The 23,034-nt window shown below is 56.1% G+C and carries 19 protein-coding genes, 1 tRNA gene and 1 pseudogene; 10 read left to right on the plus strand and 11 right to left on the minus strand.

Annotated features, from left to right (window positions below; genetic code table 11):
* Positions 1–7: 7 nt before the first annotated feature.
* The 7 genes from ACZ500_RS24795 to ACZ500_RS24825 all read right to left on the minus strand — a co-directional run bounded on the left by ACZ500_RS24795 (position 8) and on the right by ACZ500_RS24825 (position 6,361).
* The gene (locus tag ACZ500_RS24795) at positions 8–616 is read right to left on the minus strand and encodes a V-type ATP synthase subunit D (protein ID WP_464230111.1); all 609 of its coding nucleotides are present in this window, start codon (positions 614–616) and stop codon (positions 8–10) included.
* A 19-nt stretch (positions 617–635) separates the two neighbouring features.
* On the minus strand, positions 636–1,955 hold the full coding sequence (locus ACZ500_RS24800) for a V-type ATP synthase subunit B (protein ID WP_464230112.1): 1,320 nt from the start codon (positions 1,953–1,955) through the stop codon (positions 636–638).
* Positions 1,956–1,958: 3 nt separating this feature from the next.
* Positions 1,959–3,707 (minus strand): V-type ATP synthase subunit A, encoded by a 1,749-nt coding sequence (locus tag ACZ500_RS24805; RefSeq protein ID WP_464230113.1) that lies wholly within the window; start codon positions 3,705–3,707, stop codon positions 1,959–1,961.
* A 1-nt stretch (position 3,708) separates the two neighbouring features.
* A complete protein-coding gene (locus ACZ500_RS24810) occupies positions 3,709–4,467 on the minus strand; it encodes a DUF2764 family protein (RefSeq protein WP_464230114.1) in 759 nt (252 codons plus the stop codon).
* Positions 4,464–5,114: a hypothetical protein gene (locus ACZ500_RS24815; protein ID WP_464230115.1), complete on the minus strand. Its 651-nt coding sequence runs from the start codon at positions 5,112–5,114 to the stop codon at positions 4,464–4,466. Before ACZ500_RS24815 ends, ACZ500_RS24810 begins: the two co-directional genes overlap by 4 nt.
* A gap of 263 nt (positions 5,115–5,377) precedes the next feature.
* A complete protein-coding gene (locus ACZ500_RS24820; protein ID WP_464230116.1) occupies positions 5,378–5,545 on the minus strand; it encodes a hypothetical protein in 168 nt (55 codons plus the stop codon).
* Positions 5,546–6,001: 456 nt separating this feature from the next.
* Positions 6,002–6,361, minus strand: a complete 360-nt coding sequence (locus ACZ500_RS24825) for a hypothetical protein (protein WP_464230117.1) — start codon at positions 6,359–6,361, stop codon at positions 6,002–6,004.
* Positions 6,362–6,756: 395 nt separating this feature from the next.
* On the opposite strand from ACZ500_RS24825, the gene ACZ500_RS24830 reads away from it, so the two are divergent.
* The 10 genes from ACZ500_RS24830 (at position 6,757) to ACZ500_RS24875 (ending at position 19,843) form a co-directional block, all read left to right on the plus strand.
* Positions 6,757–8,787, plus strand: coding sequence for an ABC-F family ATP-binding cassette domain-containing protein (locus tag ACZ500_RS24830; protein WP_464230118.1), 2,031 nt, complete (start codon positions 6,757–6,759; stop codon positions 8,785–8,787).
* On the plus strand, positions 8,784–9,128 hold the full coding sequence (locus tag ACZ500_RS24835) for a hypothetical protein (RefSeq protein ID WP_464230119.1): 345 nt from the start codon (positions 8,784–8,786) through the stop codon (positions 9,126–9,128). The genes ACZ500_RS24830 and ACZ500_RS24835 overlap by 4 nt, the downstream gene beginning before the upstream one ends.
* Before the next feature lie 101 nt (positions 9,129–9,229).
* Positions 9,230–12,154 (plus strand): DEAD/DEAH box helicase, encoded by a 2,925-nt coding sequence (locus ACZ500_RS24840; protein ID WP_464230120.1) that lies wholly within the window; start codon positions 9,230–9,232, stop codon positions 12,152–12,154.
* 7 nt (positions 12,155–12,161) lie between these two features.
* Complete coding sequence (locus ACZ500_RS24845) at positions 12,162–12,584, plus strand: YkgJ family cysteine cluster protein (protein WP_464230121.1); 423 nt, start codon at positions 12,162–12,164, stop codon at positions 12,582–12,584.
* A 9-nt stretch (positions 12,585–12,593) separates the two neighbouring features.
* Complete coding sequence (locus tag ACZ500_RS24850) at positions 12,594–13,331, plus strand: phosphoribosyltransferase family protein (protein ID WP_464230122.1); 738 nt, start codon at positions 12,594–12,596, stop codon at positions 13,329–13,331.
* An 18-nt stretch (positions 13,332–13,349) separates the two neighbouring features.
* Complete coding sequence (rfaE2, locus tag ACZ500_RS24855) at positions 13,350–13,871, plus strand: D-glycero-beta-D-manno-heptose 1-phosphate adenylyltransferase (protein ID WP_464230123.1); 522 nt, start codon at positions 13,350–13,352, stop codon at positions 13,869–13,871.
* 70 nt (positions 13,872–13,941) lie between these two features.
* A tRNA-Arg gene (locus ACZ500_RS24860) sits at positions 13,942–14,018 on the plus strand.
* A 1,767-nt stretch (positions 14,019–15,785) separates the two neighbouring features.
* Entirely contained in the window at positions 15,786–16,643 is an 858-nt protein-coding gene (locus ACZ500_RS24865) for a DUF4198 domain-containing protein (protein WP_464230124.1), read from the plus strand.
* 230 nt (positions 16,644–16,873) lie between these two features.
* Complete coding sequence (locus ACZ500_RS24870; RefSeq protein ID WP_464230125.1) at positions 16,874–19,210, plus strand: TonB-dependent receptor; 2,337 nt, start codon at positions 16,874–16,876, stop codon at positions 19,208–19,210.
* A 399-nt stretch (positions 19,211–19,609) separates the two neighbouring features.
* The gene (locus tag ACZ500_RS24875; RefSeq protein ID WP_464230126.1) at positions 19,610–19,843 is read left to right on the plus strand and encodes a hypothetical protein; all 234 of its coding nucleotides are present in this window, start codon (positions 19,610–19,612) and stop codon (positions 19,841–19,843) included.
* A gap of 296 nt (positions 19,844–20,139) precedes the next feature.
* Here the strand turns inward: ACZ500_RS24875 and tnpC are convergent, their stop codons facing one another.
* The 4 genes and pseudogenes from tnpC to ACZ500_RS24895 all read right to left on the minus strand — a co-directional run.
* Positions 20,140–20,961 (minus strand): IS66 family transposase, encoded by an 822-nt coding sequence (gene tnpC / locus ACZ500_RS24880; protein ID WP_464230127.1) that lies wholly within the window; start codon positions 20,959–20,961, stop codon positions 20,140–20,142.
* Positions 20,882–21,541 carry a DUF6444 domain-containing protein gene (locus tag ACZ500_RS24885; RefSeq protein ID WP_464230128.1) on the minus strand — a complete coding sequence of 220 codons (660 nt, stop codon included), beginning with the start codon at positions 21,539–21,541 and terminating at the stop codon, positions 20,882–20,884. The genes tnpC and ACZ500_RS24885 overlap by 80 nt, the downstream gene beginning before the upstream one ends.
* Positions 21,534–22,409, minus strand: a complete 876-nt coding sequence (locus ACZ500_RS24890) for a Druantia anti-phage system protein DruA (RefSeq protein ID WP_464230129.1) — start codon at positions 22,407–22,409, stop codon at positions 21,534–21,536. Before ACZ500_RS24890 ends, ACZ500_RS24885 begins: the two co-directional genes overlap by 8 nt.
* A gap of 304 nt (positions 22,410–22,713) precedes the next feature.
* Positions 22,714–22,896 (minus strand): annotated as a pseudogene (locus tag ACZ500_RS24895) (IS1634 family transposase); the annotation flags it as partial.
* Positions 22,897–23,034: the final 138 nt, after the last annotated feature.

A 23,034-nucleotide genomic window follows, 5' to 3' on the forward strand; every position in this document is an offset into this window, starting at 1 on the left:
ATCATGTCTAACGCGCCTCGTTCTGCTGGATCTTCTCTTTGGCGAGCTTGGCCCGCCCCACGGCGGCGGTCTCTTCGTCGCCAAGGAAGATTTTGATTCGGCGGATGTTCTCTTTGAGTTCAGGGATCAGCTTCTTTTCGAAGAGGTTGCATCGCTGCGTCGTGATCCGCAGTTCATCCTGGATGAGCCGTTCCTTCTGGAGAAGGAGCCGAAGCTCTTCCCGGAGGGCGGTCAGGTGCCGCATGACCTGAATGGCGGTATCCAGCCAGAACGGGGTTGCGAACAACGAGTACGGCCGTTCTTTGAAAACCACTGCCTTGAATTCGGGAACATCCACGCCGGCAATGTTATCCCTGTGGGTTACGATTTTCTCGATGTCGAGAAAATCCTTGATATCCACCGCAGGGTCGGTGAAGTAGCGGCTCCAGGCCGAGACACGGTCGGCTGTCTCCCTGACCATCCTCCGCTTCTCCTCGATCACCGGCTCCATCTGCCGGATGACGAGCTGCAACTGCATCTTTTTCAGTTGGAGAATGGGCAGGAATTTTTGATACTTCGCCATTGCATCGCGCTGGGCCTTGAGCGCGGTCTTATTGTATTTGAGTTTCTCCGCCATGGTCCCTCGATGGCCGCCGTCAGGCGGCCTTCTCCACTTTTTCCGCTGCCGGCCAGTGTTTCTGGATGAGTTGGTCCTTCAAGCCGGTCTGCACCGGCTCGAAATGCCTCCCGAGGATCTCCCAGCAGAGGTCCAGGGCCCGCTCGATCGGTATATTGACGTTCAGGTCCATCAGTTCGGTCTCGAAGTCTTTGCCGTAGGCCAGAAGCGTCTCGTCCCATCTGGAGAGCTTGAACCCCATCGCGATTTTGTTGCGTGATTCGCGGGAGTCGGAGTAGAGCCGGATCATGGTGTTCATGATGTCGTTGTGGTCTTCCCGAGTCACCTTCGAAACGACGTTCTGCTTCAGGCGGCTCAGCGAACCGAAGGGATCGATGGCGCCGTTGTGGAGATAAAATTGCCCCTCCGTGATATAGCCCGTGTTGTCCGGAACGGGATGGGTCACGTCGTCGCCGGGCATCGTGGTGACGGCCAGGATCGTGATGTCGCCGAGCCCCTCCATGTCCACCGCCTTTTCGTAGCGGGAGGCCAGCTGGGAGTAGAGATCCCCCGGGTAGCCTCGATTGCTCGGGATCTGCTCCATCGAGATGGAGATCTCCTTGAGCGAGTCCGCAAAGTTCGTCATGTCCGTCAAGAGGACCAGGACGCGCCTGCCTGCCTCGGCAAACCGCTCGGCTGCCGCCAGGGCCATGTCCGGCACGAGCAGGCATTCCACGACGGGGTCCGAGGCGAGATGGATGAACATGATCACGCGGTTCATGACGCCGCTCTCCTCGAAGGTGCGTCTGAAGAAGGTAAAATCGTCGAACTTGAGCCCCATGCCCCCCAGGATGATGACATCGGCTTCCGCCTGCATCCCGACCCGAGCCAGAAGCTGATTGTAAGGCTCCCCGGGGATGCTGAAGATCGGCAGCTTCTGGCTTACCACCAGGGAGTTGAAGACATCGATCATGGGGATGTTCGTCCGGATCATCTGGGTCGGGATGATCCGGTTGGCCGGATTGAAGGAGGGTCCGCCTATGGGGATCTCCTCCTCCACCGGTTCGGGCCCGCCGTCGATGGGGACCCCGCCGCCGCTGAAAATCCTGCCCAGCATGGAGTCGCCGTACCTGACCTGCATGGGATGTCCCAAGAAAAGGACCTTGTCATCCGTCGAAAGCCCCTTGGTCCCCCCGAAGACCTGCAAGGTCGCAGCATCTCCGGATACCCGGATGACTTGACCCAGGGTCTTCTTGCCCGGGGATTCGATGACAGCCAGTTCTCCGAGGCTCACGCCGCTGGCGTTCAGGGTGGCGATGTTCCCGGTAATTTCCCGAATCCTGGTAATGATTTCTCTCACGTCTCAACGCTCCAAAAAGACATTGATCTCCTGCTCGAACTGTTTGAAATTCTCGCTCCGCCATTCGGAGGAGTTCCAGTTTCTGAAAAGGGCGGTCAGCCTGAAAAAGAGGTTTCTCGCATCCTCTTTGTCCTTTGCGTCGATCCTTTTATTCAGGATCTCGATGACCTTGGTGAAGACATAAACCTGCCGCTCCATGGTGTTGAACGCATCGACCGCGTCGAAAGCATTCTGCTGCAGATAGACACCGTCGAGAAGCTCCATCTTGAGGAACAGGATGAAATCCCCCAGCGATGTCCCTTCTTCACCTACAACGTCCATACGCTTCTTGATCTCGTTTCCGTTGTGGATCAGTTGCTGGGCTTCCCTGACCTTGGGGATCCAGGCAGGATCCATCTTGTCCAGGGTGAGCCGCATCTGTTCCAGGTACTTCGACCAGGAGATCAGAGGATCGATCGCCGGAAAACGGCGGGCGTTGGACCTCGCCCATGTAAGGCCCAGAAAGGCGCCTACGACGGCGAGAGTCCCCTGCGTGACAGGCTCCTCGAAGTTTCCACCTGCGGGAGACACGGTCCCAATGACGCTGACCGAGCCCTGAGAACCGTCGGCGAGGCGGACTAGGGCGGCGCGTTCATAGAAATCGGCGATACGGGATTGGAGGTAGGCGGGGAAGGCTTCCTCGCCCGGGATCTCCTCCAGACGGCCGCTCATCTCACGCAAGGCTTGCGCCCAGCGGGAAGTCGAATCCGCAAGGATCAGAACGTCCAGGCCCATCTGACGGTAGTATTCGCCGAGCGTCATCGCCGTGTAGATGGAGGCTTCGCGGGCGGCTACCGGCATGGAAGACGTGTTGCAGATGATGATGGTCCTTTCCATCAGCGTCTTGCCCGTATAAGGGTCGGGCAAGTGAGGAAATTCCCGGAGCGTTTCGACGACCTCACCGGCGCGCTCCCCACAGGCGGCGACAATGATGATGTCGACATCCGCATACCGCGAAATAATCTGTTGGAGGACCGTCTTGCCGGAGCCGAACGGACCGGGGATGCAGGCCGTACCGCCCTTGGCCACTGGGTAGAAGGTATCGATGATCCGGCAGCCCGTTACGAGCGGCTCTACGGGGGGCAACCTCTCCTCGTAATGCCGCAGGGCGATCTTGATCGGCCATTCCTGCTTCAGGGTCAGTTCGTGCACCGTCCCGGCGGGATCCTTCAAGCGGGCAACCACATGGTCCACCGTGCAGTCGGCCTGGCCGCCGATATAGGTGACTTCCCCGCTGCCTATGAAATTGAAGGGGACGAAGATCTTGTGCGTAAAGATGCCCTCGGGGACGGTTCCGAGGACATCGCCGGCGGCCAGGGTATCTCCGATTTTGGCGACGGGTGTGAAGGTCCACGTTCGGTTTCTGTCGAGGCTGGGCAGGTAGACTCCTCGTTTCAGAAATAGGCCGCATTCGCGGGCCAATTCGGGGAGAGGGTTCTGGAGCCCGTCGTAAATCTGCCCGAGCAGCCCCGGCCCGAGTTCCGCGACGAGAAGGTCCCGGGTGTACTCGACCGGATCTCCTACTCGCACGCCTCGGGTATCTTCGAAAACCTGCATGTAGCAAACACCCTCACGCACTCGGATGACCTCGCTCTTGAGCTTGGCGTCCTGAGTGATGACGTAAGCGACCTCGTTCTGGCGAACACTCGTGTCGAAAGAGGCGGCAATCATGTTTCCGTATCCCGCCACAACCCTTCCGGTAGCAAGCGACATGTTAGAATTCCTCCAGTTGCTTCAGGATCTCCATTCCCTGTTTCTCGCTCAGGGCGAGGCCCTTTTCCAGGATCTGGAGTTTCAATAGGTAGGCGAGGATGATGTCGAAATCGAAATCCAGGGACTCCGTCATTTCCTCGAGGTTTTCCCAGATGATCCGCTCCATGATTTCCTGCATTTCCTGAGGCTCTTTGGCAGCGATCAACCGCTCGATCCAGGGATAATCGACGCTCAGGCCGAAATCCTCCGCCGTGCTCCGTTCAAGCGCATCGACCACCTCTCCCTCTCCGACAAGGTGGTCTGATGGCGGCAACCCCTTTCTGCGGGCTCGAACAGCCGCCATGATATTTCGCAGATCCCTTTCGAAGCGCAGATAGGCGGGCAGGAAACCGCCGGAGGCCTTATCGATGGCGTACGCATAATAGGCTTCATACAGGAGGCCGAGATTCTTTGGGGAGGGCCCCTCCAAAAGCAGCTGTTCCAGGACCGGGGCGAATTCCTCGAGAACCTCTTTGGGGGATTGGATCTGTTCTTTCCAGAACCCGCGGCCAAAAAGCTGCGGGGATATTTCCACGTCCTTGCCGGAGAGCAGGTGTTCGATCTGCAGCACGTCGCCGGCCAGCAGGACCAGCTCGATCTGACGCCGATCCTCTTCGCTGAATTGGTCCATTTCGTCCAGGAGATCGGCGACTCGGACCCGAATCTTCCTGTCATCCGGGTGGACCTCGGGAAGATAAGAAACGAGAAAGTAATACTTCATCGATTGCCCAGGTCCTTCGTCTCAATGGTCCTGAAAAATTCACGGAACCTGGGCGAAAGATACCGGAGGAAAAGCTCCAGAAACGCCTGGTCCGTAAAATCCAGTCTGACCGCCTCGCCGCGCTTTCCGATGATGAAGCCGAAGGAAACCGCGCCGCTTTGGAGATTCAAGGCCAGGCGATCTGGATCCTTGTCCGCCAGGGTTTTGATCAACCCGAGGGCAAACGCTTCGAACTTCTCTTGCTGCTCTTTCGACACCAGGACATCGATCTCGGCTCGGCCCGGCTGCTTAATGTACTCCCGGACGCAGGTTGCGATGAGCTCTTTCAGAAATCCGGTATCGTCCAGGGTGGCGGCCAGCGCCTTCTGCACCGGGAATGCGAGGAGGTTCTCTTCGATGGTGCGCTTGAGATCGCTGATGAGCTGGGTAGCCGCGATCTCCATGGAAGCGTGCAATTGTCTCTTTTGCCTCTCCGCGTCCTCTGCGGCCTTGGTCAGGATCCCCTCCGCTTCGGATCTGGCTCGTGCGAGCAGTTGAGCGGCTTCCTTTCCCGCATCCTCCACGATCTTCCTGGAGGCCTCCTGCCCGCTTTCCACCCCCTGTTTTCGCAGGGCTTCTATAAGTTCCTGCAACGTGTTGTCCGTCATGGCCACATGTCCTCTTCTCTTCGGCTGACGCCACTAAGGTTGTCTTCGGTTTCGGAGCCAGCTACGCTATATGTTATTGATGCAAACCCTAAAGACGCCTGAGATCTGTTGTCGACGGGTAAAGGAACCGCTCCTTCACCCCCTGTTTTTCGCTGCTTGGGGCCTTGGATGGACCTCCCTAGTGTCTATCCGGAAATGATTTCCCGGTACAACCCGGTTTCCAATCCGGAAATGAGTATTTTTTCTTCACACGCTTCGCGTGCTCAGTCCCACCGCTTAGCGGCGGGTCCCGGTTTGCCAATATCAAGGAAATCAAGCGTTTGCACGGAGGCGACCTGGTGGTTGCCGCACAAGCAAATGTGCAGATTGACGCGGAGATTGGCAAAAAAGACCCTTTCCGGATGGAAACTCCCTAACGGAGAAGGATACAAAGCCGTTTCAGAGGGTAGCCTCACGCGATCAAGCTCTTGAAAAACAATTTTGATGTTTGATTGTTGATAGATATTTATGTGTAATTTTAATAAATTATATAAAATTTAAAAGTAACGATCTTTGTTATGCTTTAGGTGTATTTCTCGATCAACCACAATAATGCGATGATCGCTGCGACAACTACGAAGAGTTTAACTGCGAAAATGCTCTGTTCCTTTATCGTGTATGTCTTGGGAGAATGATCTGGTTTGATTTCGTTATTCGGCTTGTTCTCAATAGTGTGCATGGGTTTCAAATCCTTTTTATTCATCAAATCACCTGAAGGTACAATGCACTGAAAACAGTTTACCTTACAGCAAGTCTGCAGTGAAAAGCCGGCATCACTCCATGTTGCACTGAAGGCAAGCCAATGCACTTAAAAAATCTACGAATAAAATGCTTTTAAAACGGAGGTTCTAGGAGAAAATGAAGGGAGGGGCTCGAACAAAAATCAACAAGATGTCTGTATGTTTGGCACGCTCGGCGGTTTCATCCAGATAAAAGGGATAGGATTCACTGGCGAAGCCGGTTTGTCCCTGTCCGTGAAGTATGGGCAGGAGAAAATCGGGCCCGGAAAGACGGGTGCGCTCTTCGGAAGAGAGGGCAATGGAAAAACTGCTGGAAGGCAGGAAGGTCAGGCGAACATTTTCAGAACTCGATCCGCCGGTGCCCAAATCGCCGGGCCGATGCAACTGAATCGTCGCCGACGACAAACAAAGCGCAGCCAATGAAAGCGTTACGATCCAGACACGACATTTTAACGCTACTTTTAACATGAGCATACTTCTAAGACCTTTCAAAATACTTGTCAAGAACTATTTTTACTTGTTTTATCTACCGGGTTATAAAGAAAAATGTGGATTTTTAACAATGGGATAGAGAATCGGAGTATGTCCGCGATGAGGGCGGGAAGGAAGTCTTTATCCAGGGAGGTTCCGCATGAGATCAGGTTCCTGCTGCATGGATTTCCCTTGGGGATTTGGAGGGCCCAGGCCGGAAATCGCGGCCCGTTTTTCGGGGCGGGAGTGCGGATCCACGGTGCCTGGAGGTCCTCGGCCGGTGCGAGACTTTTTCCGCTCAGCGCGCAGCTTGACCTTTTGCGCCTTATGTGTCATAAGGAAAGGTTGCTATCGATCGGCGATCATTACCATTGAGGTGAAACGAGCAGCGCATGAGTCTGGTTACCGTCATCAATCTTTCCTTGATGTTTCTCAACCGGCCCCTCTTCGAAGGGGTCGGTTTTTCGGTGGAATCCGGAGACCGGATCGGCCTCGTGGGGCCGAACGGAGCCGGCAAGTCCACGCTCCTGAGGCTCATCACCGGTGGAATGGCCCCCGATGACGGCGAGATCCGCATCGCCAGGGGGACCCTTGTCGGCTACCTGCCGCAGGATGTGCAGGAGAGCCTGTCGGGCCCACTCCTGCAGGCGGTCGTTGATGCGGTTCCGCAGCGCCGACAGCTGCGGGCGGAACTCGAGGAGGCGGAGGCGGCCCTGCGCGAGGCCGATGAGCCCGCCGGACAGGCGCGGCTGGCCGAGCGTTTGGCCGAACTTCAGGGGCGGATCGACCACCTCGAACAGACTTATCCCCTGCACGAAGCCGAGAAGATCCTCATCGGCCTCGGTTTCAAACAGGAGGAGTTTTCGCAGCCCGTTACGTCCCTCAGCGGCGGGTGGAAGATGCGGGCGGCGCTGGCGGGTCTCCTGTATCAGCGGCCGGACCTTCTCCTCCTGGACGAGCCCACCAACCACCTCGATATCCCCTCGGTCCACTGGCTGGAGCAGTTCCTGCAGTCCTACTCCGGCGCCATGGTCCTGGTGAGCCACGACCGCGAGTTCCTCAACCGGCAGGTCAAGCGCATCATCAGCTTCGAGATCGAGGGCATGCGCGTCTACTCCGGGAACTACGACTTCTATCTCAAGGCGCGCGAGGATGAGGAGCGCGCCCTCGAGGCGAAGGCCCGTAACCAGGAACAAAAGGTCAAAGAGGCGCAGAGATTCATCGAGCGCTTCCAGGCGAAGGCCTCCAAGGCGCGCCAGGCGCAGAGCAAGCTGAAACTTGTCCAGAAGATGGAGATCGTCAAGACCCACAAGCGGGTGAAGACCATTCACTTCACGTTTCCCGCCCCGCCGCAGAGCGGGCGCGAGGTCTTGCGGATCGAAGGGCTTTCGAAGCGTTTCGGTGCGAAGACCCTCTACCGCGATGTCACCCTCGGGGTGATGCGGGGCGAGCGCATCGCGGTCGTGGGTCCAAATGGCTGCGGGAAGACCACGCTTCTCAAGATGATCGCCGGCGAACTCCGGCCGGACGATGGCACCATCGCCCCGGGCCACAACGTCGAGATGGGCTACTTCGCCCAGCACCATTCCGATACGCTGGACCCGCACAAGACCGTGCTGGAGGAGGTCTACACGGTGGTGCCGCAAGAAACCGTGTCGTTTGTTCGGAACGTCTGCGGCGCCTTCCTCTTTTCGGGTTCGGACGTGGACAAGCCGATCGAGGTCCTCTCCGGGGGCGAGCGTGCGCGGGTGGCCCTGGCGAAGCTCCTGGTCAAGCCCGGGAACCTGATGGTCATGGACGAGCCCAGCAACCACCTGGACATCACCTCGTCCGAAAAGCTGATCGACGCCCTCGCAGGGTACCAGGGGACGCTCCTTTTCGTCTCGCACAACCAGTCTTTCGTGAACCGGCTGGCCACGAAGATCTGGGACGTAGGGCCGCATGGTGTGACGGAGTACCCGGGGAACCTGACGGAGTATTACGAGCACCTGGAACGGCTCGAAAGAACGGGGCGGACGCCGCTGTCCGCATCGGGGTTTGCGGCTGCGGCAGCCCCTGAAATCGGAGTGTCTGCCGCGCTCAAACCTCCCGAATCCAACGGCGGGCAGGCCCGCCCTAACCGGAAGGACCTCAAGCGTGAGCGCGCCGAGCGGCGCCGGATGATCTCCGAAAAGCTCCGCCCGATCGAAGCGGATCTGGCCGGGATCGAGATGCGGATCTCAGAGCTCGAGGCCCTGCAGTCGGACGCGGAAAAAAGGCTTGCGGATCCGGAGGTTTTCAAGGATAAGATTGAAGGGGTCAGGCTGCTGACCCAATACAACCAGGCCAGGAGGGATTTGACCGATCTGCTCGAACGCTGGGAGGCGCGGCAGGGGGAGCTCGAGTCCGCGAAGGCCGAGTTAGGAGTGCTGGAAGAGGCATGATGGATATCAAGGAAGAACACAAGGCCCTGCTGCGCGGCATGGGGCTCGAAGACGGAGATTTCGCGCTGTTCGACGGCAAGTGGGTGAAATACGAGATCGATCCGGAGAAGGGCGCCAGGATCTACGACCCTTATTACCGCACCCACTACAACGAGTATATCGGCATCGACGGGTGGAGCGCCTGGAGCAGCGAGAACGACACCTTCATGACCGACATCCTGAAGCCCGCCTGGGAAGAGGCCGAACGGCGCATTGCCGCGAGTCCGAGGCCCGGTGACAAGGAAATCGCCGACGCCTTGCGCTCCAAGTTCGGGGCGAAGCCGGAAGAAGACGCGCAATAGGGCTGCGCCCACCCATCATTTCTTGCCGAACGCCCGGGGAGACCTGTTCCCGCCATCCGCCCCCGAGGGGCGCCGCTCCAGGGCCGCCGCTGGATTGTCCTTTGAGTCTTTCCCTCATCATCGAGTACCTGAAGAATCACCGCGACTTCAGGGATGCCTTCGTTCATGACCGTTACCTCTCCCCCCAGGAGGCGGCCTATGGCGATGAGCCTCCACTCCGGCCGGAGCTGGCCGCGGTGCCGGCGCGCCTGGGGATCCCGCAGCTCTATAGCCACCAGTCCGAGGCCCTGCGCCTCCTCTTCGAGGGCAGGAACATCGTCGTCGCCACCCCCACGGCGAGCGGCAAGACCCTCGTCTACACCCTCGCGATGCTGCAAAGCCTCCTCGAAGACCCGGGTTCCCGCCATCTCTACCTCTCCCCGTTGAAGGCCCTCGCACGCGACCAGATCAAACAGCTTGCGCCCTGGCTCAAGGAGGCCTTGGGCCCGCCCGCCCGCGCTGAGGTCTACGACGGGGATACGAGCGCCTATGCGCGCAAGAAGATCCGGTCCGCGCCCCCGGAGGTGCTTCTTACGAACCCCGACATGCTCCATCGGGGGATCATGGCCTACCACGAGTCCTGGAAAGAGCTTTTCAGCCGCCTCCGCTATGTGATCCTGGACGAGGTCCATGCCTACCGCGGCATCTTCGGCTCCCACGTCAACCAGATCATCCGGCGTCTGAAGCGCATCGCCCGGAGCTACGGCGCAGACCCGCGCTTCATCCTGCTGTCGGCCACGGTGCACAACCCCGCGGAGTTCGCGGCACAACTCGTCGGGGAGGACGTCGCGGTGGTGGAGATTCCGGGCGCCCCGCGGGCCGGGCAGCACGTGGTGCTCCTGAACCCGCTCGCTGAAAGCCCGAGCTTCCTCTCGGCGAAACTCTTTGCGGAATGCATCCGCCGGGGACGGCGCACCATCGCCTTCACCCAGTCCCGGGTCCTGACGGAACTCATACATGTCTGGGTGACACAGCTTAGCCCGGAGCTGAAGGACCGGGTGAGTTCCTACCGGGCCGGCTTCATGCCGGAGGAGCGCCGGGTGATCGAACGGCAGCTCGCGCGCGGGACACTGCTCGGCGTGATCTCCACGAGCGCCCTCGAGATGGGGATCGACATCGGCAATCTCGATGTCTGCATCCTGGTGGGCTACCCCGGCACCATGATCAACACCTGGCAGCGCGGCGGCAGGGTGGGGCGCGCCGGCCGCGAGTCCCTGATCGTCCTCTTCGCCAAGCCCGACGCCCTCGACCAGTACTTCATGAAGCACCCGGAGGCCTTCTTCGAACGTTCCTTCGAGGCCGCGGTCCTCGACCCCGACAACGCCTATGTAGTGGACAAACATCTCCCCTGCGCCGCAGCCGAGATCCCGCTCACCCTCGAAGACGGCACATATTGGGGCGAAGGCCTCCCCCTGCGCCTCGACAAGCTGGAGCAGGCCGGGGAACTGGTGCGGAGCGCCGATGACCCGCCCACCTGGTACCCTGGCCGGCGCACCCCGCACCTCCAGGTGGACATTCGCTCGGCCGGGGAGCCCTTCACCATCTTCGACCGCGAGACCGGCGAGGCCGTGGGGACCATCGACGGGATCCGCGCCTTCAAGGAGTGTCACCCCGGGGCGGTCTACCTCCATCGGGCCGCACAGTACCTGGTGGACGACCTGATCCTCGCAAAGCGCGACATCGTGGCCCACCGGGAGCACCTCAAGTATTACACCCGCGCCCGAAGCGAGAAGGAGACGGAGATCCTCCGCATCCAGCGGAGCAAGCCAGCCGGGCAGTTCATCGTCCGGCAGGGGGAATTGAAGGTGACCGAGGTCGTGAGCGGCTTCGAGAAGCGCGCCATGCCCGGCCAGACCCTGATGGGCGTCTACCCCCTGGAGTTGCCCCCGACGACCTTCGAGACCATCGGTTTCTGGATCGAGATCGATGCGGTGATCAAGGATTTCGTGGAACGGAAGGGACTCCACTTCATGGGCGGGATCCACGCCATCGAGCACGCCTCGATCGGGATGTTTCCGCTCTTCGCCCTCTGCGACCGGAACGATGTCGGCGGCATCTGCTATCCTCATCACCCGCAGGTGGGGAAGAGCGCCATCTTCATCTACGATGGCCACCCGGGCGGTGTGGGACTGGCCCAACGCGGCTTCGATATGGTCCTCCCCCTCCTCGAAAAGACCTACGAGCACGTCCGGGACTGCGGCTGCGAGGAGGGGTGCCCATCCTGCATCCACTCGCCCAAGTGCGGGAGTGGCAACAAGCCGCTCGACAAGGCGGCCGCGCTCCTGATCCTCGAAGGCCTCATCGGGCGCATCCCCCTGAGCGACATGGCCGCCCCGGAAGAGGAAGAGGCGCCCGGCCCCGCCGCGGCCGCCGAGCCTGCGCTTTCTCCGGAGCCGAGGCGCGGGCCCCGCATCCTCTACTTTGACCTCGAGACCCGGAAGACGGCCCAGGAGGTCGGCGGCTGGCGGAACACCCACCTCATGCGCGTCGCGGTGGCGGTGCTTTTCGACGCCGCCCTCGAGCGGTTCGTCGCCTACCGGGAAGAGGAGGTGGACGCCCTCATCGCGCACCTCCAGGAGGCCGAACTCATCGTCGGGTTCAACATCCTCCGCTTCGACTACGCCGTGCTCGGTGCCTACACGAGCCTCGACCTCAAGACGCTGCCGACCTTCGACATCCTGGAGGATATCCACCGGCGCATCGGGTTCCGCCTGGGCCTGGGCCATCTGGCGGCCGAAACGCTCGAATCCGGCAAGACCGCCGACGGCCTTCAGGCCGTGGAGTGGTTTCGCCGGGGCGAGTGGGAAAAACTGACCGAATATTGTCAAAACGACGTGGCTGTGACCCGTGACCTCTTTCAGTTCGGCCTCGATCACGGCCACCTGGTCTACCGCGAAAGGCGGGAGCAGCGCCGGGTGAGGCTCCCCGTGGACTGGCGCCTCGAGGATCTTCTGAAGCGAACCCCCGGCGACCCACGAAAGGAGTGAAAGACGCATGAAGGCATTCGAGTGCCGCCTGTGCGGCACCTGCTGCTACGGCAAAGGCGGCATCGTGGTAAAAGATGAAGAGGCCCGCCGCATCGCGGAGTTCCTGGGGCTCTCCGAGACGGCGTTTCGTGACCGGTACTGTGAATCCCTCCATGGCCGGACCTACCTCAAGTGCGGAGACGACGGCTATTGCATCTTTTTCGACCGTGAAAAGATGTGCCTCATTCACCCGGTCAAACCCGCGCGCTGCGCGCTCTGGCCGTTTTTCCCGGCCAACGTGAAGGACCCCCAGGCCTGGGAATTGGCCAAGGACGCCTGCCCGGGGATCAGCCGCGAGTGCACCCATGAAGCGTTCGTCGCCCAGGCCCGCATCGATGCCCCCCAGGCCTTCACCGAACCCCTCGTCGAACCGCTCGAGCCCAAGAAATAGCGGGGCCGGGTGAATCCCTTCGAAGCCCTCGTCCGTATGATCTACCCGCCGAAATGCGCGGTCTGCGGCGCGTTCATCGACGATAACGAACCGTTTGCAGACAGCGCCTATCCGCTTTTCTGCCAGGCCTGCCTTGCCCAATGGGAATCTCTGTCATCCCCCCTTTGCACCTGCTGCGGGCAGCCGTTTGCGGGGTCTCACCAGGATGATCACCTCTGCGAGGCCTGCATCCGGAAGCCTCCCCATTTCGATGCCCTCCGTGCGCCGTTGATCTACGGAGAGAGCCTCACGAAGGCCGTCCACGCCTTCAAGTACCGAGCGCAGGAGCACCTGGCGAAGCCCTTCGGACGGCTCCTCGCCGACTATGCCGCCCGGTGGCTCGACGCGGCGCCCCGCCTCCTCGTGATGCCTGTCCCGCTTCACCCTCGGCGCCTCCGCGAGAGGGGTTTCAACCAGAGCCTCCTGCTCGCCCGCCCTGTGGCGAAGCGCCTCCAGGCGGATCTGGACTTCCTGGCCCTCACCAGGGTAAGATACACCCAGACGCAGACGGGTCTCGGCCAAACCGACCGGCGCAAGAACGTCCGCGAGGCCTTTTCCCTGAAACGCCCCGCTTCCGTGAAGGGCCGGGACATCCTCCTGGTGGATGACGTCGCCACCACCGGCAACACCCTGAACGAGTGCACCCGGATCCTCAAAAAGGCCGGCGCCCGGAGCGTCAAGGCCCTGACCCTCGCCAGGGCCGTGTAAAGATCGAGAGGAAACCCTATGGCAAGACCGCACACCCCGGAAATCCCCTACCTCAAAAAAATCGTCACCCTCCCGGCCCTGCAGACAGCTGTCCAAGCCCTCAAGGCCGATGGAAAGCGCGTCGTTTTCACCAACGGCTGCTTCGATATCCTCCATCCCGGCCACACCCGCTACCTCTCCGAGGCCCGCCAACTAGGCGACCACCTCCTCGTGGCCGTCAACAGCGATGACTCCGTCCGCGCCCTCAAGGGCCCGACCCGGCCTATCCTCCCCCAGGAAGTCCGCGCCGAACTCCTGGCTGCCCTCGCATCCGTCGACCAGGTGGTGATCTTCGACGATCCGACCCCCTTCCAGCTGATCCAGGCCCTGCTCCCCGACATCCTTGTCAAGGGCGGCGACTGGGCCGAGGATGCCATCGTCGGCGCCGACATCGTCAAGGCCGCCGGCGGCCGCGTGGTGCGCATCCCCTTTCAGACCGGTTTTTCCACCACCTCCCTGATCGAAGAGGTCATCCGCCGCCACGCCCCACAAGAAAAATAGCCGTCCCTCGATTTTCCTCGAAACGACCTCTTGCCATCCCCAATTCAAGATGATATAAAAAATATTTCGAGCGCCCATAGCTCAGATGGATAGAGTGACGGACTACGAATCCGTAGGTCGCAGGTTCGAATCCTGCTGGGCGCGCCAGGAAAGATAAGGGTTTCCAGCCACAAACCGGAAACCCTTTTTCGTTGTCCCCAAGTATATCCCCAGCTTTCTTTCAAATCACATAAAAACCCCTGTCCCCTCGAAGGGCGGCCGGGATGTCATCTTATTTTGCCCTCAGTTCTGCTCTGTAGGGGATCAGAATGGCCCAGGATCGATGATTTTACTATTGGGCGTAAACGCCTGGGCGCCCCCCCACCGGCCCCATATGTCCTTGCGGGTGTGCGCCGGGTCCACCTCAATCCTCAGCGGAATTAGCGGACATTTCAGGGTTGCCTATTTGAAGAGATGGGTATACGGGAAGAAAAAATGTCCATAAGCAGAACAAACAAGGGGTTCTTTCTTTGTTGCGGTCTTCTGCCAGGGCCAGGAAAAGATAGAGCAAGAGCTCGAAGGGGGGAAACCCTTCCGCCTCAAACCGATTCCAGGACTTACCTCTTACACTTCTGCCTCGCGCTGCAAAACCGTTTGCCCGCATCACTTTGCGTACCGTTCGGATGGAGATCGTCACCCCTTGTCGCCGCAACAGGTTCCGGACCTGCCCCGGACCAAAGCCTCGATTGGCTCCCCATGTCTTCAAGATCCCCGCTTCCTGTTCTGCCCTGATCTTCTTCTCTCCCCGGCCAGGGCGCCTGGATTGTGGGTAATATCAATAGACTTCACTCATTCATACTATTCATGGCGACAAAAAATTCTGGATAGGGCACAAATTCCTCTTGACAAAAAGTGCTGTTTTCAATAGTTACTTGCTCATCTCTTTGAGCTAGATGGTAAATGCAGCTTGGAGCTGTGGTTGTCTTAGATTAAGGCGTATTGCTTTTTACCGAATCGGCATGCCATGAAGGTTGCCTTCCACCCTGTTGGGGGTGAAGTGCACTTCATGGCTTTTTTTTTGAAAGGAGGTGAAAAGAATAATCTGCTTTCGCTTACAAGGATGGCCGCACCGAGATCCGGCATATCGTATCCTTTGATTACCGTGACCGTGGGCGCCTGGATTGCGGGTAATGTCAATAGACTTCACTCATTCATACTATTCATGGCGACAAAAAATTCTGGATAGGGCACAAATTCCTCTTGACAAAAAGTGCTGTTTTCAATAGTTGCTTGCTCATCTCTTTGAGCTAGATGGTAAATGCAGCTTGGAGCTGTGGTTGTCTTAGATTAAGGCGTATTGCTTTTTACCGAATCGGCATGCCATGAAGGTTGCCTTCCATCCTATTGGGGATGAAGTGCACTTCATGGCTTTTTTTTTGAAAGGAGGTGAAAAGAATATGGGATGAAAAGGAATTGTTTAACACATGATCGAGACAGTATAAAGTCAAGGTCTTGTCTTTTCGGCGCTTGAATTGCATTTTTCGCCTAATTTCTAGGTGCGGATATTTTTCAGCATCCGCCTGAATGGCTCTTCCGGAAAACCAATTGATTTTCCGCGCAATTCATTCATCCGTCCGAACTCATTTCTCAACATCCAAGAAGGACGATGCTATTCTCGAAATAATTTACTGTAAAGGGATATTTAAAAGAGCCGGATGTAGTTTAATTCGATCCTGATCATCAAGTTCTCATGCGCGTCATTCACAACGAGCGATCGAGTTGGGCTGATTTCTTAAGTCTAATCAACTTGGGCTGGTGAGGTCTTGCCAATAGCCTTAAACACGACATCAGTAAATCCGGAGGCTATTCGAGAAACGGTGGTTTGATTTTTCTGGGTCGTTGAGTATGAAAATGTTGCCTTATCAGGTTTGGTGAATGTCCGAAAATCAAAAAAGTATTTGCGGCAAAATTTATGTGTCTACGAATATCTTCTTGAAAGGAGAAAAAATGAAAACTTCGTTAAAACTGTTTGGCTTATTGTGTCTGTCCTTGGTCCTGGGCGGTAATATTTCCCCTGCCATGGCGCATGATTTTTGGATTCAAGTAAACGATTACACGCCCCAGGTTAGTGAGGATATTACTTTAACTTTGGGCTATGGGCATTATCTGCCCCCCCGCGAATTTATGGCAAAGGATTCTTTGGAAGAGATATTCCTATTGGATGAAGAGGGGACAAAAACAGGATTTGATCATTATTTGGAAGTAGAGTTTAAGGCACAGAAACCTTTCAGCAAAGACACAACCTGTTTGATCGTCGCCCAAAGAAAGGGAGGATTTTTTAGCAAAACCACTGAAGGTTCCAAAAGGGGAAAAACCAAAAAAGACCTTAAAAACGTCTTGTCATGCTCCTATTCGGAAAAATTCTCTAAAGCCGTGGTGAATGTAGGAAAGGGCGGCGGCAATATTTTTTCAAAAATTGTCGGCCAGCAAATCGAGATAATCCCGCTGGAAAATCCAGGAGTTTTGAGGGAGGGAGACTATTTGAGCGTGAAAGTCTTGCTCGAAGGGAAACCCATGCCGTCACAGATGGTGTACGGCACCTATATGGGATTTTCCACGGAAAAGAATGCTTTTGCTTACACCACTAATACCGACCGACAAGGTATTGCCAGGATCAGGATCTTAAAACCCGGAGTCTGGCTTTTGGTAACTAAGATTACGGAACCTTACCCCGAGCCTGAGGTCTGTGATAAGCGCAGCATGTCAGCGACTCTGACTTTTGAAGTTCCCTAGAGGGAAAACGGCGTAGAACAGGTTGCTTACCCTTCAAGAAGTCTTCAGCCAGCATGCTTTCACGCCGACCGAATTCTTTTTGAAGGGGGCGGATATCTCGGGGTTTGCACCAATGTTCTTTAAATTTTCAAACCCAAGATCGAGGCGAAAGGTGTATTCGAGGCCTGTAATTGTCTGAGAATGCTTGATTCAGATCCGGGCATAAACACGCAGTAAGTGGAGAATGAACAATGGCGATACCTAATAGACTTCTTGTTTGTTGTGTCGTGTTTCTTATTTTATCTGCGATCGTTGCCTATCCTTCCTATTCAGATGGGGAGGAAGAGGCAAAACAAGACGCGAAGAACACTTTGACACATAAGAAGGAAAAAGTTATAGAGCTAGATGAGATCACCGTTACAGGGAAGGTAATCGACGAGACCGCCGAAAAGATTCCTGCAGTCGTAGAAACTTTGACGCCTGAGGGCATCGAAAGGATAAATACAGTTGAAAGTTCCGACATATTTAAATATATGCCTGGGTCCTACCTTCGGAAGCTATACCCAGGGGCTAGCAACAGCCCTCTCGTTATTCGGGGAAACAACAGCATGCAGACCGCGAGGACGCTTGTATTGGCGGATGGTGTGCCCATCAGCAATTTCTTGGGATCGGGCCATGGATACGCGCCCAGGTGGTTCATGGTGGCGCCGGAGGAGATAGAACGCGCTGATTTAATCTACGGACCTTATTCTGCCGCCTTCAGCGGAAACTCTTTTTCCGGAACGGCATTGATCAAAACCAAATATCCGGAGGAGATGCAGGCCCAGGTCGATGCTGAATATTTTTACCAGAATTTTAAGGAATATAAGACCGATGACGACCTGAACAGCTATAAGGCCCACGCATCCTTTGGCAATAAATGGGGTGATTTTTCTGTGTTGGCCTGGTACGACAGGCTGGATGTGGAGGCTCAGCCCACAAGCTATCAGGCCAAACTTTCCTCTGACGGCAAGGAAGGGACAGGCGTAGAAACATCGGGATGGGTCACGGACGAGGATCCTACAGGCAATAAACGGTATATCCTCGGTTCGCAGGGGACCCAGGACATTGAAAACAACACCTTCAAAATAAAGTCCTCCTATGACATTACACCGGATTCTCAGGTCAGGTTCTGGTGGACCTTTTGGGACTCCGAAGCTGATCGTAATGCCCCTGAGACCTACTTGCGGGACAGCGAAGGCAACAAAGTATATTCCGGCGATGTGATTATTGATGGCAAGAAATATAATCTCAGTCCGTCCACATTTAGTTACAGCAATTCACAGCAGCAGAATTATATGTACGCCTTCAACTATTCCCTGGAGCCCGAAGATGGCTTTAAGGTATGGGCATCGGGGAGTTATTATGATATCGCGAAAGATCTGACAATGCAGTCGAGCACCGCCGCGCCCGAATCGGCCAACGGGGGAGCCGGTAAAGTGACGGATACAGACAGCCCCTGGTACAGTTTAAATCTGAAGGGGGGGTATGACGTTCAGTTCGCAGGTTTACATGAACTTGCGGGAGGATTTTCATTCAATCGATATTCCACGGAGTCAGATGTATGGAATGCATCCGACTGGAAACGGGATGTGAGGACCACGCTCAGTGAAGGCAGCAAAGGCAAAACCCAATTGCAGGGACTGTATATTGAAGATTCCTATCATATTTTCGAAAAATTGTCCGTTTATGCTGGCGGCAGGTATGAATGGTGGAAAGGTTTTGACGGAGTGAAATCCACTGAAAATGATAGTGGTTTTATCTCAACTCATTTGCAGGATAAAGACCGCAGCAATTTTTCCCCGAAACTGTCCACAACATACAGGCCCTTGGAGGATTGGCGGCTGCGCCTTTCCGTGGGATGGGCCGACCGATACCCGACCATTAATGAACTCTACTATTGTGGTATCAGTTCCACGGGGATAATCACCAAATCGAATCCCGATTTGGAGCCCGAGGAGGTCTTTGCTAAGGACTTTACGGTCACTAAAATGATCAATCCTGACGGTGAAGCCCGCCTGACTTTTTTTGAGGATGAAATCAAGAACGCCATATTTCAACAATTGAATTACTACACCAACGTTCAGAATTATCAAAACGTTCAGGAAGTCCGCACAAGAGGTATTGAATTTGCGCTTAACAAGCGAAGGTTCTTGATTAACGGGCTGGGGATGTTTTTCAATCTGGCATGGACGCAATCCGACATCCTTAGGAACGATAATGTTCCCGATTCAGTGGGAAAGACATTTCCCCGGGTCCCGCGCTGGAGAATAAAGGCGGTTGCGGACTATTCTCCATTTGACAGATTTTTTATGACCCTTGCAGGGAGGTATGAAAGTAAGTCGTTCAATACACTTGATAACTCCGATACCGAGGGGGGTTACGGGGGAATTGATGACTATTTGGTCTTCGACACAAAGATATCGTACAGGTTCATGGAAAATCTTGTCGCACATGTCGGAGTCGATAACATCACCGATGAACTATATCATATTTACCATCCATATCCGAGAAGAACCTTCTATATGGGCTTAAAGTATACCTATTGATATGCGTTTTTTGTTTTAGATAGAAACAGTAACGTCCGGTTAACATTCATATAATTTCAACTGGATATGCGCGGTAGCAATTTGTTTCCTATAACCGTTCTCCGTTAGGGCCTGTAAAATAGTCATTTTCTCAAATAGCGTGATGCTCAAAATCTGTAAAATAGTGTAGAGAGTCAGGTCGATTTTCAGGCATTTCTTCATTATGGCGACCAAAACGTAACTTGATACAGAAATTCTGATTTGTGTTTTGGCAGGATTCTACGATGTGCCATAGAAAGTCTTGATGGGCTGGTGCTTTTTGATCCATTTAAACAAGATTTGCACCCGTCGCCTGCATTGATATAACTCAGTAATCGTGATGGCCGGCAGGGTAAATTGCCAGGTAGTTTCCATCCGGAAATGGTCTTTTTTGCCAATGTCGGCGTCAATCTGCACATTTGCTTGTGCGGCGACCACCAGGTAGCCTCCGCGCAAACGCTGGATTTCCTTGATATTGGCAAAAAATACTCATTTCCGGATTGGAAACTGGGTTGTACCGGGAAATCATTTCCGGATAGACACCAGGTAAGAAAGGTGAACGATTTACCCTTCTGGACGTCAAAATGTTTTATGGGTCGTAGAATTCACCGGTAATCTCTCTTATTGTAATATCCTGTCAAGACAACTGTTTGGTCGACTATGACAGCAATGACTTTATCGACTTTGTGTGAATATATCTGGACCAATCCTGCGTTTGTTTTTAACGCGTTACAAATACAGCGGAGCTTTGTTGTAGTTGATAGAGTCGCCGGAAATCCAAATAGGATCGATCCATAACGTAGATTGCCCTAAGCTCTGGAATGGGATGATCAAAAACGTTGACGCTATGAACCTTCCGGTCGGTGATCGATACGAAGGCTGGGATGTTGTAAGCGATCACAGGATCTGGATCAGGCGGTGGGCTGAGCTATCCAGGCGAGGTCGGGTTCCTGACCCCGGAAGTATGCGCGCAGGGCATCGACAAGGACGGGGAAGGTTGTCTTTTTCCGAAGCCGGCAGGTCTGCCTGAGCGAGAGGATACACTCCACCCAGCGGTTGCCTTTTTCACTGGACGTACCCTGGCTGGACTTGCGCCACAGCACGGCGAATCGAAGCATCCGCTCGGCATGATTGTTCGTGGGATCCACCCCCTGCTCCGAGAGGAACGTCCAAAGGTTTTCGATCTCCCTGCGAAGACGGCGTGCAAATCTGCCGGCATCATCCTTGCGCTTCTCATGAAGGGTGATCAAGCGGATCAAACGAGCATAAAAGGCCTGCCACTCTCCGACGGAGGGGGGAGCGTTGGCCATATGGCATAGTCGTTGGAGTTCATGGGTTGCCCACAGACCGAACCGTTTTATGTCCGGGTCTTTCCTTTCGGAGAGTTCCTTGGCCTTGCGGATCAGATGAGCAAGGCAGGTCTGCCGCAGTCCGACCCATTTGCGGTACACGCCGTATCCGTCCGAGACCAGGATGCCGGTCCAGTCCTTGATCAGGGCTTCGAAGGCTTCCTTCGAACGGTTGGAATGGATCATGAAGAAAGCCACTGCTGGCCCCGCCATGACCCACAGCCATTGCAGGAAGCCGTTGAGGCGGTGGCTGGTCTCGTCGATGTGGTTGACCGGCGCCTGCCTGGCTGCCTGGCCGATCGTTTCATAGTGGAGTTGGATCGCGGCCGAGGCCCGATCGATGATCTTCTGGATGGCGCTCAGGCTGATATGGAACCCAAGCACCGAAGCGCAGAAGGTTTGAATCGTTGAGCGACTGTCTGCCTCCGGTGCCTGCCATCTCGGCGATCATGGCTGAAAGCCTGGGACCGTAGCCTGTCCGGTGTTCTTTGGGGACGGTGGCCTTTTGCATCTTGCCGCAGACCGGGCATCTGCCTCGGTGTAGCTCGAAGTGGATGACCTCGAGTTCGATCGGCGGCAGTTCGATGACTTGGTGCGTATAATACGGTTCGGTTTCGGGGAACTCGCGGTTGCCGCAGGTGCAGATTTCCGGAAGGATGACTCGGGTTTCCTTCGGCGGGAGCATCTCCTGCCGGTGCCCCGGATGGCTCAGTTTCCGTCGATCGGTGTCTTTCTTTTTCTTCCCGGATTTTTTCTTTTTGAAAGGCGGATCCGAGGACGGCGGCCGATCCGAGTTGGAGGAATCCTTGTTCAGACGCGCTTCGAGGTGTTCGATCCGTTTTCGGAACTCGCTCTTTTCCTCCGCAAGGGCGAGGATGATCTGGATGAGCACGGAGCGCGGGACATCCTGCAGCCCCTCTTCGGTCAAGGCGATGCCTTCGGGAAAGAGCGTCGTTTCAGCCATGGAGCGCCTCGCGGAAACGCTTGCCAAGCGGGTAGAGGTAGACCGCCTTGACCGGTTCCATGCAGCGGTTATAGCGGTCGTAGCGTCCACGCCCCTTGGTCAGTCCTGCATAGACCCAGTTGGCCGCCCGGTAGCAGGTGCCCTGGAACCGGGTGGTGTCCACGAAGGTTTCGAGCAAGGCAACGGGATGGCGGTAAAACGCCTGCCAGTCCCCGGGAAGCATCCGGATGTTGGCGCTCAGAAGCTTCGAGGCCAAGTGTTCCACCGAAACCCAGCCCGGAATCAGGAACCGGACGTTATTGACGACCTTGTAGAGGTTCGCTTCCCTGGTACGGGGCTCCCAACCGATGAACCGGTCGCGGCACTTCACCTTCCAGGCCGCTGAGCCCCAACCGAGGCAAGCCACCAGGTGTCCATCCAGGTAGGCCAGGTACTTCAAGTATGCACCGACGATTCGGGGGCGCCCCAGGTAATGGTAATTATCGACCAGGTGATCCCACAGGCCTTCATCCGGGGTGCGCCGGACCATGTCGATTTTCAAAGAGCCAAACTCGGAGACCGTTCCGTGAATCTCCGAGGTGTCGTAGCTATAGCTGCGTCGAACAGCCTTGCGGGGCTTCCGATGATTCGTTGTGGACAAAGGCGGGGGGAGGTTGACGAGCTTTTTTTCTTCGAGCTTGAGCAGCAGCGCACGGCAGGCCATCCCTTTGAGTTGCCCGTTCGGCTGCCGCCAGTCCCAGTGCTCACACAGCACTCGGGAAATGGCGGTTCGACCGCGTTCCCAATGCCGGGAGATGGTATCGCGGATAAACGAGAGGTCTTCCTCTCTGATCTGACGGCCGCGAATTTGATACAGGGTCTCTGCCAAGGTGCTGTTCCCTCCTGGGAAGGCACCCTAGCAAAATTTAGCCTCGGACGGCAGGGAAAAATGCACCCCCTGTGATCAAATACCATAGATCGAATGTCGATGATTCCAGCGCATAGACGGTTTCCTTCAGTTCGAGGGCGAAGTCATCATCGACATATAACCGCCGAGCCTCGTCAATTATGACTCGGGCAAAGTCGCTGTAGATCCGCCAATCGCGCGTTTCGTTTGCGCCGGCCAACATGCTGCGAGATACTTTTCCTCGGATTCACATATCGTGGAGTTTTTGTTGCATTCGGCCCACTTCCAATTCGATGCCGCAGGCGCGCGCAATCGAGAGGCAGAGTCGGATCATGGCATCACGATCGATGAAATCTGCGCGCCCGAAATTTTGGATGATCTGGGCGGTCGGTTTGCGGGGCTCAGGGTGGCGAATGTTATAGGCGAGCTGAAGACACTCGACCACGGAGCCATCTCGGAAAGAAGCGATCTGACTTTAGCGCAGAAAGACCAGGTTTGGCATGTGATTGGACCGTTCTTTAAGCTAAAACCCCAAGCGGAAAGTGTTACCCCCCCTTCTGATTCTGTTTGAATTTTTATTGCACACTTACATATATCCCGACCAAAA

The organism is Desulfatiglans parachlorophenolica (genome assembly GCF_055394735.1).